16 protein-coding genes are annotated in these 16,957 nt (G+C 65.4%); 2 read left to right on the top strand and 14 right to left on the bottom strand.

Features of this window, described 5'->3' with window-relative positions; translation table 11 throughout:
- Together mutS and fdxA are read left to right on the top strand one after the other, a co-directional pair.
- Nucleotides 1-2,565: a DNA mismatch repair protein MutS gene (mutS, locus tag Q6D67_RS05965; RefSeq protein WP_304704675.1), complete on the top strand. Its 2,565-nt coding sequence runs from the start codon at nucleotides 1-3 to the stop codon at nucleotides 2,563-2,565.
- Between the two features lie 93 nt (nucleotides 2,566-2,658).
- Nucleotides 2,659-2,982: a ferredoxin FdxA gene (fdxA, locus tag Q6D67_RS05970; protein ID WP_304704676.1), complete on the top strand. Its 324-nt coding sequence runs from the start codon at nucleotides 2,659-2,661 to the stop codon at nucleotides 2,980-2,982.
- Nucleotides 2,983-3,013: 31 nt separating this feature from the next.
- Here the strand turns inward: fdxA and rpoS are convergent, their stop codons facing one another.
- The 14 genes from rpoS to Q6D67_RS06040 form a co-directional block, all read right to left on the bottom strand.
- Nucleotides 3,014-3,982 carry an RNA polymerase sigma factor RpoS gene (gene rpoS / locus Q6D67_RS05975; protein ID WP_304704677.1) on the bottom strand — a complete coding sequence of 323 codons (969 nt, stop codon included), beginning with the start codon at nucleotides 3,980-3,982 and terminating at the stop codon, nucleotides 3,014-3,016.
- Between the two features lie 223 nt (nucleotides 3,983-4,205).
- The gene (locus Q6D67_RS05980) at nucleotides 4,206-5,042 is read right to left on the bottom strand and encodes a peptidoglycan DD-metalloendopeptidase family protein (protein WP_304704678.1); all 837 of its coding nucleotides are present in this window, start codon (nucleotides 5,040-5,042) and stop codon (nucleotides 4,206-4,208) included.
- 37 nt (nucleotides 5,043-5,079) lie between these two features.
- Nucleotides 5,080-5,982, bottom strand: coding sequence for a DUF368 domain-containing protein (locus tag Q6D67_RS05985; protein ID WP_304704679.1), 903 nt, complete (start codon nucleotides 5,980-5,982; stop codon nucleotides 5,080-5,082).
- Nucleotides 5,982-6,644, bottom strand: a complete 663-nt coding sequence (locus Q6D67_RS05990) for a protein-L-isoaspartate(D-aspartate) O-methyltransferase (RefSeq protein WP_304704680.1) — start codon at nucleotides 6,642-6,644, stop codon at nucleotides 5,982-5,984. Before Q6D67_RS05990 ends, Q6D67_RS05985 begins: the two co-directional genes overlap by 1 nt.
- Complete coding sequence (truD, locus tag Q6D67_RS05995; RefSeq protein WP_304704681.1) at nucleotides 6,637-7,644, bottom strand: tRNA pseudouridine(13) synthase TruD; 1,008 nt, start codon at nucleotides 7,642-7,644, stop codon at nucleotides 6,637-6,639. The genes Q6D67_RS05990 and truD overlap by 8 nt, the downstream gene beginning before the upstream one ends.
- A 44-nt stretch (nucleotides 7,645-7,688) precedes the next feature.
- A complete protein-coding gene (gene ispF, locus Q6D67_RS06000; RefSeq protein WP_304704682.1) occupies nucleotides 7,689-8,168 on the bottom strand; it encodes a 2-C-methyl-D-erythritol 2,4-cyclodiphosphate synthase in 480 nt (159 codons plus the stop codon).
- Nucleotides 8,169-8,173: 5 nt separating this feature from the next.
- A complete protein-coding gene (ispD, locus tag Q6D67_RS06005) occupies nucleotides 8,174-8,875 on the bottom strand; it encodes a 2-C-methyl-D-erythritol 4-phosphate cytidylyltransferase (protein ID WP_304704683.1) in 702 nt (233 codons plus the stop codon).
- Nucleotides 8,872-9,249, bottom strand: a complete 378-nt coding sequence (ftsB, locus tag Q6D67_RS06010) for a cell division protein FtsB (protein WP_304704684.1) — start codon at nucleotides 9,247-9,249, stop codon at nucleotides 8,872-8,874. Before ftsB ends, ispD begins: the two co-directional genes overlap by 4 nt.
- A gap of 31 nt (nucleotides 9,250-9,280) precedes the next feature.
- On the bottom strand, nucleotides 9,281-10,573 hold the full coding sequence (eno, locus tag Q6D67_RS06015) for a phosphopyruvate hydratase (RefSeq protein ID WP_304704685.1): 1,293 nt from the start codon (nucleotides 10,571-10,573) through the stop codon (nucleotides 9,281-9,283).
- Nucleotides 10,574-10,598: 25 nt separating this feature from the next.
- Nucleotides 10,599-11,450 carry a 3-deoxy-8-phosphooctulonate synthase gene (gene kdsA, locus Q6D67_RS06020; protein WP_304704686.1) on the bottom strand — a complete coding sequence of 284 codons (852 nt, stop codon included), beginning with the start codon at nucleotides 11,448-11,450 and terminating at the stop codon, nucleotides 10,599-10,601.
- Between the two features lie 21 nt (nucleotides 11,451-11,471).
- A complete protein-coding gene (locus Q6D67_RS06025; protein WP_304704687.1) occupies nucleotides 11,472-13,100 on the bottom strand; it encodes a CTP synthase in 1,629 nt (542 codons plus the stop codon).
- Between the two features lie 124 nt (nucleotides 13,101-13,224).
- Nucleotides 13,225-14,574 carry a tRNA lysidine(34) synthetase TilS gene (gene tilS / locus Q6D67_RS06030; protein ID WP_304704688.1) on the bottom strand — a complete coding sequence of 450 codons (1,350 nt, stop codon included), beginning with the start codon at nucleotides 14,572-14,574 and terminating at the stop codon, nucleotides 13,225-13,227.
- A gap of 25 nt (nucleotides 14,575-14,599) precedes the next feature.
- Nucleotides 14,600-15,547: an acetyl-CoA carboxylase carboxyl transferase subunit alpha gene (accA, locus tag Q6D67_RS06035; protein WP_304704689.1), complete on the bottom strand. Its 948-nt coding sequence runs from the start codon at nucleotides 15,545-15,547 to the stop codon at nucleotides 14,600-14,602.
- Nucleotides 15,548-15,649: 102 nt separating this feature from the next.
- Nucleotides 15,650-16,954 (bottom strand): sodium ion-translocating decarboxylase subunit beta, encoded by a 1,305-nt coding sequence (locus Q6D67_RS06040; protein ID WP_304704690.1) that lies wholly within the window; start codon nucleotides 16,952-16,954, stop codon nucleotides 15,650-15,652.
- Nucleotides 16,955-16,957 lie beyond the last annotated feature (3 nt).

A 16,957-nucleotide genomic window follows, 5' to 3' on the forward strand; every position in this document is an offset into this window, starting at 1 on the left:
ATGTCCGCCCGGGAACAGCCCATCGAAACCCACACTCCCATGATGCAGCAGTTCCTGCGGATCAAGGCCCAGCATCCGCGGGAGCTGCTGTTCTATCGCATGGGCGACTTCTACGAGCTGTTCTTTGACGATGCCAAACGGGCGGCAGAGCTGCTGGACATCACCCTGACTGCCCGCGGCAAGTCCGGCGGCGAACCCATCCCCATGGCCGGGGTGCCCTACCACGCGGCCGAGGGCTACCTGGCGCGGCTGGTGAAAGCCGGAGTCTCGGTGGCGATCTGCGAGCAGATCGGCGACCCGGCGACCAGCAAGGGGCCGGTGGAACGCAAGGTCGTGCGCATCGTCACCCCGGGCACGCTCAGCGACGAGGCCCTGCTGGAGGAGCGGGCGGACAACCTGCTGCTGGCAGTGGCACAGCACCGGGATCAGTTCGGGCTGGCCTGGCTGGACCTGGCCAGCGGCCGCTTCCGGGTGCTGGAGGTGGCCGGCGAGGAGGCCCTGGCCAGCGAACTGCAGCGCCTGAACCCGGCGGAAACACTGTATCAGGACAGCCTTGCCTACCCGGTCGTGACCGGGCGCCGCGGCGCCCGCGCCCAGCCGGTCTGGGAGTTCGACCAGGACAGCGCGCGCCGGGCCCTGAACCTGCAGTTCCAGACCCACGATCTACAGGGGTTTGGCTGCGACGGGCTGGGCCTGGCGCTGGGCGCCGCCGGCTGCCTGCTGCAGTATGTAAAAGACACCCAGCGCAGCAACCTGCCCCACATCCGCGGTATCGGCCACGAAAGCCGGGCGGAGAGCGTGATCCTCGATGCCGCCACCCGCCGCAACCTGGAGATCGACCGCAATCTGGCCGGAGGGGAAAGCAACACCCTGCTGTCGGTGATGGACCGCTGTGCCACCGCCATGGGCAGCCGCCTGCTGCGGCGCTGGCTGCATCGCCCGCTCACGGACATCGGCGTCCTGCGCCAGCGCCACAAGGCGATTCAGATCCTGTGTACAGAGTACGTATACGAGCCCGTGCGGGCAGCACTCAAGCCCATCGGCGACATGGAGCGCATCCTCAGCCGGGTGGCCCTGCGCTCCGCCCGCCCCCGGGACCTGACCCGCCTGCGCAGCTCGCTGCAAGCCCTGCCGGCGCTACACTCGGCACTGGGCAACTGCGCTGCGGAGCGGCTCGGCGCCCTGTCGCAGCAAGCGGCGGAATTTCCGGAGCTCTGTGACCTGCTGGCAAGTGCAATTGGTGACAACCCCCCGGTGGTCATTCGCGACGGCGGGGTGATCGCCACAGGCTTCGACGCAGAGCTGGACGAGCTGCGCCGCATCAGCAGCAACGCCGGCGACTACCTGCTGGAGATCGAGCAGCGCGAGCGCGAAGCAACCGGCATCAACTCTTTAAAGGTGGGCTACAACCGGGTCCACGGCTACTACATCGAGATCAGCCGCGGCCAGTCAGACCGGGCCCCGGACACGTACCAGCGGCGTCAGACCCTGAAAAACGCCGAACGCTTCATCACCCCGGAACTGAAAACCTTCGAGGACAAGGCCCTGTCGGCCAAAAGCCGGGCCCTGGCGCGCGAGAAAGGCCTGTACGATGCCTTGCTGGAACGCCTGAACGAGGATCTGGCCCCGCTACAGGACAGTGCCGCCGCGGTGGCGGAGCTGGACGTGCTGGCCAACCTGGCCGAGCGCGCCGAGACCCTGCGCCTGTGCCAGCCCGAGTTCAGCGACGAATTGCTGTTCGAGATCAGCGGTGGCCGCCACCTGGTGGTGGAACAGGTGCTGGAGGAGCCCTTCATCGCCAATGACGCCCTGCTCAACCAGCACCGCCGCATGCTGCTGATCACGGGCCCCAACATGGGCGGCAAGTCGACCTATATGCGGCAGAATGCAATTATCGCCCTGCTTGCCCACAGCGGCAGCTTTGTCCCGGCGAGCAGCGCCCGCCTGTCGCCCATCGACCGCATTTTCACCCGCATCGGCTCTTCGGATGACCTCGCCAGCGGCCGCTCCACTTTCATGGTGGAGATGACGGAGACCGCCAATATCCTGCACAACGCCACCGAGCGCAGCCTGGTCCTGATGGACGAGGTCGGCCGCGGCACCAGCACCTTCGACGGCCTCAGCCTGGCCTGGGCAGCGGCGATCCAGCTGGCGCAGCAGGTCCGCGCCTTCACCCTGTTCGCCACCCACTATTTCGAGCTCACCGCCCTGCCCGAGCTGTGCCCGACCATGGCCAATGTGCACCTGGATGCCACGGAACACCAGGACCACGTGGTGTTCCTGCACAACATTCAGGACGGCCCCGCCAACCGCAGCTTCGGCCTGCAGGTGGCGAAGCTGGCAGGGATTCCGGACCCGGTGTTGCGCGCCGCCCGGGACAAGCTGCGGGAGCTGGAACTGGGCCGGGACCGCGCCGGGACCGCACCGGCGCCCGCTCAGGCCGAGTTGTTTACCGAACCCGCCACGCACCCGGTGCTGAAGGAGCTTGAAGCACTGGACGTGGACAGCCTGAGCCCGCGCCAGGCGCTGGAGCTGCTCTACCGAATGCGCGCCCGACTGGACTAGCCTGAAACGAGGCCAACCACTTTAAAACTCACCCCGCAGCGGTTAAACTTCCCCACCTTCGAACCGGCCCACGGGCAGATGAGGCAAAGTGGCATGACTTTCGTTGTAGGTGAACAGTGTATCAAGTGCAAGCACACGGATTGTGTGGAGGTCTGCCCGGTGGACTGCTTCTACGAGGGCCCAAATTTTCTGGTCATTCACCCCGACGAGTGTATCGACTGTGCCCTGTGCGAGCCCGAGTGCCCGGTGGATGCGATTTACTCCGAGGATGAGCTGCCGGAAGACCAGCAGGTTTTCCTGGAACTCAATGCCGAGCTGGCGGAAATCTGGCCCAACATTACCGAGATGAAGCCGGCGCTGCCCGACGCCGAGGAGTGGGCCCACAAACCCAACAAGCTGGCCCTGCTGGAGCGGTAGTACCCCGCCTCCTGGAGGCAGGGTGCCAGGCCTAGCTGAACAGGGACTCCCCGGTCAGGCCCTCGGTCTCCATGATCTGACGCAGGCGCCGCAGGGCCTCGACCTGGATCTGGCGCACCCGCTCCCGGGTCAGGCCGATCTCCCGACCGACCTCTTCCAGGGTACTGCTTTCGTGCCCACGGAGCCCGAAACGCCGGGACACCACCTCCCGCTGCTTCTCCGACAGCTCGTCCAGCCAGTGGCTGATACTGTCGCGAATATCGTTGTCCTGCAGCAATTGGGAAGGGTCATTGCCGCCCAGATCGGCAATGGTCTCCAGCACTGCCTTGTCCGATTCCGGTCCCACCGGCACATCAATGGAGGTGATCCGCTCGTTTAGCCCCAGCAGTCGCTTCACATCCTCTGCCGGCTTGTCCAGCATCTGGGCAATTTCTTCCGCGCTGGGCTCATGGTCCAGCTTCTGGGTGAGTTCGCGCGCGGCGCGCAGGTAGACATTCAGTTCCTTGACCACATGAATGGGCAGACGAATCGTGCGGGTCTGGTTCATGATCGCCCGCTCAACGGTCTGGCGGATCCACCAGGTGGCGTAGGTGGAAAAGCGGAAACCGCGCTCCGGGTCGAACTTTTCCACCGCGCGGATCAGGCCCAGATTACCCTCTTCAATCAGGTCCAGCAGGGTCAGGCCGCGATTGATGTAGCGCCGGGAAATTTTCACCACCAGGCGCAGGTTGCTTTCGATCATCCGGGCCCTGGCAGCCTTGTCGCCCTTGCGGGCCAGACGGGCATAGTATTTCTCTTCGTCAGCTGTCAGCAGGGGAGAAAAGCCTATTTCATTCAGGTAGAGCTGGGTCGCGTCCAGAGACTTTTCCGCGCAACGGGCGGACCGGGCGCGATCAAACGCCTGTTGCTCGGCATCGTCACCGCTATCTTCGGGGGGGAGCTCGTCGGCATCGCGGTCAGCCAGCGACTGCCCGGCTTCTGCGTCTTCGTTCGGGGGCACTTCAGGTTTCTGTCGTGACAGGGCGCTACGCGGATTCCCGGAGCAGGTCTTGCTCGCTGCGGCCCTCCGTTTGGGGCGTGTTTTTCTGGTGTCCACATCCATGGCTATACCTCATTTAATGCGCGCTGATTGCTGAGCGTATACGGGCCGTTCTTGCAGATTACCCCAAGGGGAATGTTCAGCACAAGACATACGGCATGCAGACACCTGGGCGGCCCCCCACCTACCTCCGAGGCAGCAGCCCCAGAGGATCAGCCGGCCTGCCTTCCTGGCGGATCTCGAAATGCAGTTTCACCGTATCAGTGCCGCTGCTGCCCTTCTCCGCGATCTGCTGCCCGGCGCTGACCCGTTCACCCTCGGCAACCAGCAGGCGGTCATTGTGGCCGTAGGCGCTCAGGTACACGTCATCGTGCTTGATGATCAGCAGTTCGCCAAAGCCAACAATCCCGGTACCGGCGTACACCACCTCGCCGGCCGCCGCCGCGACAACTGCCTCGCCGCGCTTGCCGCTGATATCAATGCCCTTGTGTACTGTCGCCGAATAACCCCGGCTGACCGGTCCGGATGCGGGCCAGCGCCAGGCTGACACCGCTGCCAGAGGAGGCTTGGGAGCAGGTGTCGCAGGTACGGGCGCCGCCGGCAACACTGTTCTAGCAGCGGTCGATGACGGTGGCGTTACCACGGGAGCCTGGGAGGGCTCGGGGCGCACAACCGTGGCTGGAGGTGGCGCAGACGCCCGCGCCCTCGGTGCAGGCGTGGCTCGGGCCACCGGTTGCGGGCTGGCGCTATAGCCTGCCGCCCGGCCACCAATCAGGGTCAGCCGTTGGCCGGGATAAATAGTGTAGGGAGCTCCGATGCCGTTGGCGGCCGCCATATCGCGATAGTCCAGACCAAAGCGAAATGCGATCGAATACAGGGTGTCGCCCCGCTTTACCAGATAGGCATTGGCCGCGGGCAGTGCGCTCGCGGCGCGGGTCTGGCGATCCTCGATCGGGGCCTTGGGTCCGCTGGCACAGCCCGCCAACAGCAGGGCCAGGGTAATTAGCAGTGCCACGGGCATGCACCTGTTTCCCTCGGCCCGCCAGGCTACGGGGTATTCAGCCATCACCCCACCTCCGGTCCACCAGCCATACCAGAGCGAAGCCGACGACCATCAGTGCCACACAGATGGAGAGCAGGGGCTCGCCGGCGAAATTCCAGGGCAATACCGGCACCTGTTGGGCGGGACGCAGCTCACCGTCGCTGCCGAGCACCCAGTCGAGGGCGTGCTTCCAGGGCCACACCACCAGCAGCGAGCCAAACAGAAAGCCCGTCAGCAGGGCCATGGTGGCCGCGTGGTAGTGATGCAGCAGCCAGTGCAGAAGCCGCGAGAAACACATCAAGCCCAATCCGGCGCCGAGCGCAAATACCGCCATCACGTCCAGTTCCAGATTCTTTACCGCATTGAGGATCGGGCCATACATGCCGAGCAAAATGAGAATGAAGCTGCCGGAAATTCCGGGCAGAATCATCGCACAAATGGCGATAAAGCCGGCCAGGAAAATACCGGGCAGCCCCGGAGCCATGGCCACAGCCGGGGACAGCGCAATGCCCGCGGCCAGCACCAGGCCGACGAGCAGGCAGGCCACCCGGGACGCTGTCCAGTGGGGAACGTGGCGCACCAGCACCAGCGCCGACGCCAGGATCAAGCCAAAGAAGAACGCCCACAGGGGGACCGGATACTCTGCCAGCAGCCACGACACCAGCCGGGCCAGGGAGAGAATGCTGGTGAGGATACCCAGCACCAGGGCGAGCAGGAAACCGCCGTCGACATGCTCCCAGGCATCCCGAACCCGCCCCTGCCAGAGCAGCCGCAGGCAGCGCAGGTCAAAGGCGCGGATACTGCCCAGCAGGCGATCGTAAATACCGGTAATGAATGCCATGGTGCCACCGGAAACACCGGGGACAATGTCCGCCGCGCCCATGAGTACACCCCGCAGGTAAACACCCAGTGGCGTCACTACTTCACCGTGCCCGGACGCAGGGGCACAAAACGCACGGCTTCCACAATTCGGGTATCGAAACCCTCGCTGGTACGGGTTACCACTTGCAGGTGCTGGCTGGTGCCGCCCACCGGAATAACCAGGCAGCCACCGGGCGCGAGCTGCCGCAGCAACTCCTCGGGTATGCGCTCGGGTGCCGCGGTGCTGAGGATCCCGTCGAAGGGGCCCGCATCTTCCCAGCCAAAACTGCCGTCGGCATGGCGCAGGGTGACATTGCGCAGCTTCAACTGCCGCAGGCGCTGGCGAGCCTTGTCCAACAAAGGTTTGATCCGCTCCACGCTCCATACCTGTTCCACCAGCCGGGCGAGCACCGCTGTCTGGTAGCCGGAGCCGGTGCCGACTTCCAGCACCCGGCTGCGAGGGCCCTGTTCCAGCAACAGCTCGGTCATGCGGGCGACGATATAGGGCTGGGAAAGTGTCTGCTGAAAACCGATGGGCAGGGCTGTGTCCTCGTAGGCGCGGTGCGCCATGGCCTCATCCAGGAACAGATGCCGGGGCGTGGTGCGCATGACATCGAGCACGCGCTGGTTGCCGATCCCCTGCTCCACCATGCGCTGAACCAACCTCTCACGGGTGCGCTGGGAGGTCATGCCGATGCCGTTGAGATCCACACTATTCACTGCTGTTACCACTCTCCCCTTGCTCTTCCCGGTAATCTGCCAGTTCCGCCAGCACTGCGGTCGCATAGCTCCCGGGGGGCAAACTGAACCCCAGCAGCAGCGCGCCATCATCACAAAACCGCCAGGAAAAGTCATCCGGCAGCAGCCGCGCCGGGCGGTAAGTCAGACTTAACCCGGCATCCTCCAGGAACCGGCACAGCGCCGCCTCGGGAGCCAGGATTGCCGCCTGCTCCGATAACTGCCCTGCACCCTGCAATGTCTCGCCCCGGCCCCACAGGGGCAGGCCCGGGTGTACGTCCCCCGCCGCGGCTCTCGCCGCCAGCTCCGCATCCACTGTGGTGCAGGGGAACAGGCTGCGGGACCCCTGCAGCATGCAGACGTCGCCCGGCAACAGGCGGTTCCAGCTGCCCGCTGCCACCCGCTGTGCCAGCAGCAGATTGAACAGATGCCCGCGCAGTGCTGACAACAACAGGCCGCGTTTGCTGTGGGACAGCTTGCGTGCGCCGCGCTGCTGCCAGAGCCGGGCCTGCGCCAGGGTGGCGCCACCGCGGCCGAAACGCTGTTCGCCAAAGTAATTCGGCACACCCTGGTGGGAGAGCAGCTGCAGACGCACCTGCAGGGCATCGCTGTCGCCTTCCAGCTCACGCAGCCGCAGCTCGAAGCGGTTGCTGCGGTGCACTCCACGCTTCAGTTTGCGTGAGTGGCGCCGGCAGTCCAGCAGCTCTACCTCACCCGCCACTGCCAGTTGCTGCCAGTCCGGCTCCGGCTTGCCCGCCATGCGCACGCTGACCCACTGGCTGGTTACGGCGCGGCGGTCCTTGAGGCCGCTATAGCCGATGTCGCGCAAGTGAATGCCACTCAGGGCCGAAACCCGCTGCAACAGGTCCTGGGTGTTGAGGCCGCGCTTCTGCAGGTGCAGGAACACATGTTCGCCACTGCCGTCCGGTTCGAAGCCGAGCTGCTCCCTGACCACAAAGTCTTCCGGCACACTGCGAATCAATGCCCTGACCGGCAGATCCGCTGTTGCGCGAGGCCGCGGTGCGATCACGGTGCGGCGGCGACCAGCAGAACCACCGCATGCGCGGCAATGCCTTCGCCGCGACCGGTGAATCCCAGCTTTTCCGTCGTGGTCGCTTTCACGTTGATCTGACCCTCCGTCACCAGCAGGTCCTGCGCCAGATTGGCACGCATGGCGTCGACGTGCGGCGCCATGCGTGGAGTCTCGGCGACCAGGGTGGCATCCATGTTCGCCAGCACCCAACCCTCGGCGTGTACCTGCTCTACCACCTTGCGCAGCAACTGGCGGCTGTCGACGCCGGCCAGGGCCGGGTCCGTGTCGGGAAAGTGGCGGCCGATATCACCGCGGCCGATGGCGCCGAGCAAGGCGTCGCAGAGGGCGTGCACCAGCACGTCGCCATCAGAGTGCGCCACCAGGCCCCGGGTGTGGGCAATGGCCACACCGCCCAGGGTGACCTCTAGCCCGGGGCCAAACCGGTGTACGTCAAACCCGTATCCAATGCGCATACCCGTCATCCTGTTATCGACTCGCTGAGGTAAAAGGCCGCCAGCGCCAGATCCTGCGGCACCGTCACCTTGAGATTGCGGGATGATCCGGGCACCACCGCCACCGGGTGGCCGGCCCACTCCATGGCTGAAGCTTCGTCCGTGATGGCGGCTCCCGCCCACAGCGCCCCCTCGAGAGCGCCCACGAGTTCCCCCAGGCGGAACATCTGTGGGGTCTGGGCGCGCCAGAGCTGGCTGCGGTCGAGGGTGCCCAGCACCCGCCCATCGGCGGCAACCCGCTTGATGGTATCCACTACCGGCTCCGCCAGCAGGGCTCCGGTGCCACTCGCCAGCACCGCTGCCACCAGGCGCTCGCCGTCCGCCGGCAACAGGCAGGGACGGGCCGCATCGTGCACCAGGACCCAGTCGTCTTCATGTGCAAATTCTTGCAGAACCCGCAGCGCCGCCAGTACCGAATCCGCGCGGCGGGCACCGCCCACTGCCAGCCGCACCCGGGAGTTCGCGACCAGGGCGGGCGCCCGGGCGTCGCCCTCACCCAGGGCGACCACGACAGCCTCGACCGCGGCAATGGCCAACAGGGCGTCGAGACTGTGTTGCAACAGACTCTTGCCGGCGACCTCGAGATATTGCTTGGGCTGAGCCGCCGCCATTCTGGCGCCGATACCGGCCGCGGGTATGACGCCCCAGCAGCGCGCCTCGGACTTCATTCAGCCACGGTCTGCGTGTCGGGCGCGGTGGGAACTGCGCTCGCCTTTGCGGTGCCCACCGCGCGGCTGTGGTCGCTGCCTACCGAGGCCGCGGGGCGCTCCGACTCGGGGACAAACTGGTAGAAAATCTCGCCTTCGCGCACCAGCCCCAGCTGTTCCCGGGCCCGCTGCTCCAGCCCGTCGTTACCGGTCTGCAGGTCCAATACCTCACGCTCCAGCACCGCATTGCGTGCCTCCAGCTCGCGGTTGACGGCCTGCTGCGCCTCCACCTCCCGCTGCAGCCGGTGCTTTTCCGCCAGGCTGCCCTCGGCAATCCACAGGCGATACTGCAGCACGCCCAGCAAGGCGACGAGCGCGACCAGGAGGTATTTCATCGCCGCGGCGGCCAGTTTACCGGCGCCAACTTTACCGTCGCCCGGCAATCTCAGCCAGACCCCGGTAGGGCGCGCGGCCCCCCAGCTCCGCTTCGATGCGCAGCAGCCGGTTGTACTTGGCAACCCGGTCGGAACGGCACAGGGAACCGGTCTTGATCTGGCCCGCGGCCGTGGCCACCGCCAGATCGGCAATCGTGGTGTCTTCGGTTTCCCCGGAGCGGTGGGAGATCACCGCGGTGTAACCGGCCTCCCTGGCCATGGCGATGGCGTCCAGGGTCTCGGACAGGCTGCCGATCTGGTTGAACTTGATCAGGATGGAATTGGCCACGCCGCGCTCAATGCCCTGCTTGAGGAGGCGGGTGTTGGTCACAAACAGGTCGTCGCCCACCAGTTGCACCCGGTCGCCGATCTTGTCGGTCAGCAGCTTCCAGCCGTCCCAATCGGACTCGTCGAGCCCGTCCTCGATGGAGACAATCGGGTGGCTGGCGGCAAGGTCGGCCAGGTAGTCGCAGAACTCCTCGCTGCTGAAGCGCTTGCCCTCGCCCGCGAGGTCGTAAATACCGTCGCGGTAGAACTCTGACGCGGCGCAGTCCAGAGCCAGAGTGATGTCGCGGCCTAGCTTGTACCCCGCCTTGTCAACGGCCACGGCAATGACCTCCAGCGCCGCTTCATTGGATGGCAGATTGGGCGCGAAACCGCCCTCGTCACCGACGGCGGTGCTGAGGCCGCGGGAGGCCAACACCTTTTTCAGATGCTGGAAGATCTCGGCGCCGGCCCGCAGGGCTTCGGCGAAGGTCGGCGCGGCAACCGGCTGCACCATGAATTCCTGGATATCGACGTTGTTGTCGGCGTGCTCGCCGCCGTTGAGGATATTCATCATCGGCACCGGCATGCTGAGCGCGCTGGTGCCGTTGAGCTCGGCGATGTGCTGGTACAGGGGCACCTTGCGCGCCTGGGCCGCGGCCTTGGCGGCAGCAAGGGACACCGCAAGAATGGCGTTGGCGCCAAAGTGCGCCTTGTTCTCGGTACCGTCGGCCTCGATCATGGCCGTGTCCAGCTCGCGCTGCTGCGCCGGATCGCGCCCCAGCAGCAGCTCCCGGATGGGGCCGTTGACGTGCCCGACGGCCGTCAACACGCCCTTGCCCAGATAGCGCTTGCTGTCGCCATCCCGCAGCTCCAGCGCCTCCCGGGAGCCGGTGGAGGCGCCGGAGGGCGCACAGGCCACGCCCACTGCGCCGCCGGCCAGAGTCACTTCGGCCATGACGGTCGGATTGCCGCGGGAATCCATGACTTCAAAGGCCTGTACATTGGCAATCTTGCTCATTGCGTAAACTCCAGTTGGCAGATACTTATTCGATAATCAGCGGGGGCAGGCTCTTGACCAGGTCGTCCACCGCCTTGACCTGGGCGAGGAAGGGTTCGAGCTGATGCAGCGGCAACGCGCTGGGCCCGTCACACAGCGCCCTCGCGGGCTCCGGGTGCGCCTCCAGAAACAGGCCCGCGAGGCCGGTGGCCATGCCGGCGCGCGCCAGCTCCAGCACCTGCTCCCGGCGCCCGCCGGAGGCGGCACCCAGGGGATCCCGGCACTGCAGGGCGTGGGTGACGTCGAAAATGAGCGGGATGTCGCCGCAGGTTCTCTTCATGACGCCGAAACCCAGCATGTCCACCACCAGGTTGTCGTAGCCGAAATTGCTGCCGCGTTCACAAATCAGCAGGCGGTCGTTGTCGCACTCGCGAAACTTTTCCGCCACATTGGCCATCTGCGAGGGACTCAGGAACTGCGGCTTCTTGATGTTGATGATGGCCCCGGTAGCAGCCATGGCCGCCACCAGGTCGGTCTGCCGGGCGAGAAAAGCCGGCAGCTGGATGATCTCGCAGACCTCGGCCGCCGGGGCGGCCTGCTCCGGCGTGTGCACATCGGTAATCACGGGGACACCGAACTGCGCCTTGACCTCCGCCAGGATCGCCAGCCCCTGCTCCAGGCCGGGACCGCGGAAGGAGTGGATCGAGGAGCGGTTGGCCTTGTCGTAGGACGCCTTGAAGACCAGCGGGATACCCAGCCTGGCGCAGACATCCGCATAGTGCTCCGCCACCTGCAGGGCGAAGTCCCGGCTCTCAAGGACATTGACCCCACCCAGCAGGACAAAGGGCGCATCGTTGGCTATGGGCACCGCGCCCAGGTGTACCGTGTGCTGCGTCACCGGCGGGCCTCCGGCAGCCGCTCAGCCCAGGGCATGGGCGAGCGCTGCCTCGATGTAGCTGCTGAACAGCGGATGGCCACCGCGGGGGCGGGAGGTGAACTCCGGGTGGAACTGGCAGGCGACGAACCAGGGATGCTGCGGCAGTTCGACCATTTCCACCAGAGCCTTGTCCGCGGACCAGCCGCCGATGCGAATACCGGCCGCCACCAGTTGCTCGACATAGTTGTTGTTGATTTCGTAGCGATGGCGATGGCGTTCCACCACCGTGTCCGCGCCGTAGATCTCCCGCACTTTGGAGCCGGGCTCGAGGTAACAGGTCTGTGCTCCCAGGCGCATGGTGCCGCCCAGATCGGAACTGGCATCGCGCTGCTCGGTAGAGCCATCTGCGTTCTGCCACTCGGTAATCAGTGCGACGACGGGATGTGGAGTGGACGCCTGCATTTCAGTGGAGTTGGCACCCTCGAGAGCGCAGACATTGCGCGCGTATTCGATCAGGGCGACATGCATCCCCAGGCAAATGCCCAGGAACGGGATATTGTTTTCGCGGGCATAGCGCACAGCGGTGATTTTTCCCTCAACACCGCGGTCACCAAAGCCGCCGGGAACCAGGATTGCATCCGCCTGAGCCAACACACCGGTACCGTCGCGCTCAATATCCTCGGCATCAATGTAGTCCACCTGGATCGCCACCAGGGTTTGCAGACCCGCATGCTTGAGCGCTTCATTAAGGGACTTGTAGGCGTCCAGCAGGTCCATGTACTTGCCCACCATGGCCACGCGCACGGTGCCGCGCGGCTCGGCAAACTCCCGGCGCAGGACGTCGTCCCACTCCGCCAGATCTGCCAGGGGGCAGTCAAGGCCAAAGCGTTCGACCACGAACTGGTCGAGGTGCGCAGCGTGCAGCATACCGGGAATCCGATAGATGGAATCCGCATCGAGCAGCGGGATGACTGCGCGCTCCTCGACATTGGTAAACAGGGAAATTTTCTTGCAGGCGCCCTCGTCAATGGGTACCGCGCAGCGGCACAGCAGGATATCCGGCTGCAGGCCGATAGAGCGCAGCTCCTTGACCGAGTGCTGGGTGGGCTTGGTCTTGATCTCCCCGGCAGTGGCGATGTACGGCACCAGGGTCAGGTGCATCAGCAGGGCGCGGCTGGACCCCACTTCCACCCGCAGCTGGCGCGCGGCCTCGAGGAAAGGCAGGCTCTCGATATCACCCACGGTGCCGCCAATCTCCACAATCGCGACGTCGGCATCGCCGGCGCCAAGTACTACCCGGCGCTTGATCTCATCGGTGATGTGCGGAATGACCTGCACCGTGCCGCCGAGGTAATCGCCACGGCGCTCCTTCTTGAGCACGGTGTTGTAGACCCGGCCGGTAGTGAAGTTGTTGGTGCGCTTCATGGTGGTGTGGGTAAAGCGCTCATAGTGGCCCAGATCCAGGTCGGTCTCGGCGCCGTCCTCGGTCACGAACACTTCACCGTGCTGGAACGGGCTCATGGTGCCCGGATCGACGTTGATATAGGGGTCCAGCTTGAGCAGCGTGACCCGGATGCCGCGCGCCTCCAGAACAGCCGCCAGGGATGCGGCTGCAATTCCCTTGCCCAGAGAAGAAACCACACCACCGGTGACGAAGACATATCGCGTCATGAAAAGCCTTTATGTACGCTGTGAATATGGACACCCAGGAGCGGCGCAGAGCGGCAAACGAGCTGCCGGAGACTGGCGCATTTCCTGCGAAAAGATGGGAAATCAGGTTACCAGAAAGGGGGTGTCAGCTCAATCCACGGAAGCGGAAGTTATTTCGCTGCCAGAGCGGTCGCCAGGCAGCTGCACCGCCTTTGGCGAGTGTCCTCGGGGAGGCGCACAACCACAGGTCGGCCACGGCCACCAGCTCGTCGCCCAGGTACAGCAGCGGCAGCCGATCGCGCCACCAGGGTGGCACTCCGCCTTCCTGCAGCAATTTCTTCAGGCGCTGGCTGCGGGCTTTCCCCTGCGGTTGACAGCGCTCGCCGCCGCTGCGGTTGCGCACCGCGAGGAATTCTCCCGGCCCCAGCGCAATACCCGGCCCCGTGCCCGCCGGCACCAGTTCCAGCCTGTCGGCCCCGGGCAGCTCCAGCGGCGCGCCGGGCGCAAGCGCGCCCGCATCGGCCCAGAGAGCGGCCTCTTCTATTGGCAGCAGGTAGACCCCGTCGCCGAAGCGCCGCAAACGCTGCCCGCTCCAGGCCAGCTCCGGACTGCCGCCCCCGGACCGCAACTGGCGCAGGAATTCGCCGACCGGCGCCCGCGGCGGTGCCGGCAGGCCCTGCCCCGCCAGCCACTCCTGCAGGACCAGCCAACCGGCATCGGCCGGGTCCCGCAGCAGGCTGGATACCGGAATACCGGGGTCACCCAGCAGCGTGGCGCAGGGTGGCGGCGTGGGCAGCAGCTGTTCCAGCACCGCTGCCGCGGAACCCAATTGTCGCGCCGAACGCACTACGCTGCCGCGGTATTCCGGCCAGCGCCGGGCCAGCAGGGGCAGCACTTCATGGCGCAGATAATTGCGGTCGAACCCGGTGTCGGTGTTGGAGGGGTCATCGACCCACTGCAGTCGATGCCGCCGGGCACAGGCTTCCAGCGCCGCACGGGGCCACGGCAGTAACGGCCGTGACAGCAGGCCCGCGCCCAGCGGCCGCAACGCCGGCATACCCTGCAGGCCGCGCAGACCGGCACCGCGCAACCAGCGCAGCAGCAGCGTCTCCACCTGGTCGTCCTGATGGTGGGCAAAAAACATCACATCAGCCGCTTCCAAGGTGTCTGCCAAAGCCCGGTAGCGGGCATCGCGGGCAGCCGCTTCCGTACCCCTGCCGTCGGCGTCCACCGCAACCTTGCGCAACAGCAGCGGTACCCCGAGAGCGGCGCAGACTCGCTCACAATGCCGCTCCCAATCCGCGGCCGCTGGCTGCAGGTTGTGGTTGACGTGGACCGCGGTGAGAGGCGGCGCCCCGGGATGGGTCTGCCGATAATCGTGCAGCAGATGCAACAGGACGGTGGAATCCAGGCCGCCGCTGAAGGCCAGCAGCCAGTGCCCCGCGCCCGCGTGGGGCTCCAGCGCAGACGCCAGGCTTGAGGTGTCGAGGATCATTCCACCGCCCGCCGGTGGCGCGAGCTCAGTTGCCGTAGGACATGAGGCGCTGGTAGCGCTGCTCGAGCATGTCCTCGAGCGGAATCTGCTGCAGCCGCTCCAACTGCGTGACCAGGTGAGCCTGGATGCGCTCGGCCATCTGCTCGACGTTGCGATGGGCGCCGCCCATGGGCTCCGGGATGGTGGCATCAACAATACCCAGATCCTGCAGGACCTTGGAGGTTACGCCCATGGCCGCCGCCGCATCCGGCGCATGGGCCGTACTTTTCCAGATGATATTGGCGCAACCCTCGGGGGAGATGACGAAATAGGTGGCGTACTGGAGCATGGCCAGGTGGTCGCCCACCCCGATACCCAGCGCGCCACCGGAACTGCCCTCGCCGATCACCACGCAGACAATAGGGGTCGCCAAGCGCGACATCACCGCCAGGTTCTGTGCAATGGCTTCGCTGATACCGCGCTCCTCGGAATCGATCCCGGGATAGGCTCCGGGGGTATCGATCAGGGTGATGACCGGCATCCGGAAGCGCTCGGCCATCTGCATCAGGCGCAGCGCCTTGCGGTAGCCCTCGGGCTTGGGCATGCCAAAATTGCGCAGTACCTTGTCCTTTACCGCGCGCCCCTTCTCCTGACCGATAACCATGACCGGGCGCCCGCAGAGACGGGCGGTGCCGCCGACGATCGCGTGATCATCGCCGAAGTGGCGGTCACCGTGTAGTTCGTCAAAGTCGGTAAAAACGCGGTTGATATAATCCAGCGTGTAGGGGCGCCGGGGGTGGCGGGCTACCTTGACGATCTCCCAGGCACTCAGGTTGGAATAGATTTTCTCGGTGAGTTTGGCGCTCTTCTCCCGCAGGGTGCGGATTTCCTCGCTGATGTTGATATCCGCGTCGGTTCCCACCAGCTGCAGTTCTTCGATCTTGACTTCAAGCTCGGCGATGGGCTGTTCAAAATCAAGGTAGTTGGGATTCATGCGGACTCTGGCTCAGCGGTTGTTGTCAGCGCCACAGTGTACAAAATTAATGCCTCAGGCACCAATCGGCGCCTGCCGCAACCACCCCGGGAGAGCCAGACTTCAGCCGCCGACCAGGCTGATCATTACCCCTGCGGCAACCGCCGAACCGACCACCCCCGCCACGTTGGGACCCATGGCGTGCATCAGCAGATAGTTGTGGGGGTTGGCTTCCAGGCCGACCTTGTTGCTGACCCGGGCAGCCATGGGCACCGCGGAAACCCCCGCGGAGCCGATCAAGGGATTCAGCGGGTTGCTGCCAAACCGGTTCATGAGTTTGGCGATCAGCACCCCGGAGGCGGTGCCAATGGCAAACGCGATGATACCCAGACCCATGATGCCCAGGGTGTTGATGTCGAGGAACTCGTCCGCCACCAGCTTGGAGCCGACCGAAAGCCCGAGGAAAATCGTGGTGATATTGATCAGCGCATTCTGCGCCGTGTCACTCAGGCGCCCGACGACACCGCACTCTTTCATCAGGTTGCCGAAACAGAACATGCCCAGCAGCGGTGCCGCGGCGGGCAGCAGCAGCGCCACCAGAATCAACAGCACCAGTGGGAACACTATCTTTTCCCGCCGCGACACTACCCGCAGCTGGGTCATGACGATTTCGCGCTCGGCCTGGGTGGTCAGCGCCCGCATGATGGGCGGCTGGATCAAGGGTACCAGCGCCATGTAGGAATAGGCGGCGACTGCGATCGGGCCGAGCAGGTCGGGTGCCAGTATGCTGGCCACGTAGATCGCTGTGGGGCCGTCGGCGCCGCCGATGATGCCTATAGCCGCGGCGTCCGCCAGGCTGAAGTCCATGATCCCCAGAGAGGCGAGGCCCACCGCGCCCAGCACCGTGGCAAAGATCCCGAACTGGGCTGCTGCCCCCAGGAACAGGGTACGCGGATTGGCCAATAGCGGACCGAAATCCGTCATCGCCCCCACCCCCATGAAAATCACCAGTGGCGCCACACCGCTGGCGATTGCCACCATGTAGAAGTTGTACAGCATGCCGTTGCCGTAGCCGGCCTGCTCGGCGATACGAGTGGCGGCCAGTTGCTGCGTCAGGTCGGCACTGGCGAGGGTATCCAGCAGGGCCCTGGCATCGGCGATCGCGCTACTGCCGAGCGCCGCCGCCATATCCGCGAACACCACGGGGTCGGCGCCGTGCAGAGCGTTCTCCGCGGCCGAGTAGGCCAGCCCGGCGCCGGGGATATTGGCCAATATGCCGCCAAAACCGATGGGCACCAGCAGCAGGGGCTCGAAGCCCTTGCGGATCGCCAGGAACAGTAAAACGATCCCGATCAGAATCATTGCCGCCTGACCCGGCTCGAACTGGGCCAGGCCCGTGGATTCCCAGAGCCGTAGAAGATTGTCCATGGC

It is taken from the genome of Haliea sp. E1-2-M8 (assembly GCF_030649675.1).
Taxonomy (GTDB): Bacteria; Pseudomonadota; Gammaproteobacteria; order Pseudomonadales; family Halieaceae; genus Haliea.